This is a genomic window from Streptomyces glaucescens, assembly GCF_002154375.1.
Classification (GTDB): Bacteria; Actinomycetota; Actinomycetes; order Streptomycetales; family Streptomycetaceae; genus Streptomyces; species Streptomyces glaucescens.
This window is the reverse complement of the sequence record NZ_MUND01000960.1, coordinates 1-889: the sequence shown is the minus strand read 5'-3', so window position 1 is coordinate 889 and position 889 is coordinate 1. Positions and strand designations below refer to the sequence as shown.

General features: G+C 70.1%; 1 protein-coding gene and 1 pseudogene. Both read right to left on the bottom strand.

The window, feature by feature from the left end; genetic code table 11:
- A partial coding sequence (locus tag CCN42_RS39745) for an ABC transporter permease (RefSeq protein ID WP_086742003.1) occupies positions 1 to 552 on the bottom strand: 552 nt, incomplete at its 3' end.
- Positions 549 to 889: pseudogene (locus tag CCN42_RS39740) on the bottom strand (ABC transporter); the annotation flags it as partial. The gene CCN42_RS39745 and the pseudogene CCN42_RS39740, both read right to left, overlap by 4 nt.

Sequence of the window (889 nt, the reverse complement as noted above, 5' to 3'; positions counted from 1 at the left end):
GGCGTTGTTGCTGGCGGCCTCCGCGTTCGGGCTGGACAGGCCCATGCCGACGGCGATCCAGGTGAGCGCCAGGGAGACGAGCGCCAGCAGACCGACCGCCAGCAGCCACTCCAGCGCGGTGGCACCGGTGGCCCGGAACCCGATCGCCACGGCTACGGCCCCGACGAGCAGCAGGCTCATCATGCACTGCAGCACGCTGCCCACCACGTGCCCGATCAGCACCGACCCGCGGTGGATCGCCAGGGTGCGGAAGCGGGCGATGATGCCCTCGGTCATATCCATGGCGACGGACACGGCAGTGCCGATCGTCGTGCCGCCGATGGTCAGCAGCAGGATGCCCGGGACGATATAGGCGACGTACTCGGAGCGGTCCGGGGTGCCGCCCCCGATACCGGCGCTCATCACATCGCCGAAGACGTAGACGAAGAGCAGCAGCAGCATGACCGGCGTGAGCAGCAGGTTGAGGGTGAGGGACGGGTAGCGCCGGGCGTGCAGCAGGTTCCGCCGGAGCATCGTGGAGGAGTCGCGCACGGCGAGGGAGAGGGAACTCATCGGACGGTCTCCTGGGTCTGGCCGGGGACGTCGGAGCCGCCGGTCAGGGCGAAGAAGACGTCGTCGAGGTCGGGGGTGTGGAGGGTGAGTTCGTCGGCTTCGACGCCGGCGGCGTCGAGCCAGTCGAGGAGGGAGCGCAGTTCGCGCTGGGTGCCGTTGCTGGGGATCTGGAGGGTGAGGGCTTCGTCGTCGCGTGTGGTCTCGGGCAGGGTGGTGGCGGCGGTCCGGTAGGTGGTGGGGTCGGTGAAGCGGAGGCGGACGTGTCCGCCGGGGACGATCCGCTTGAGTTCCTCGGGGGTGCCTTCGGCGGCGAGGTGGCCGTTGTGGAGGACGGCGA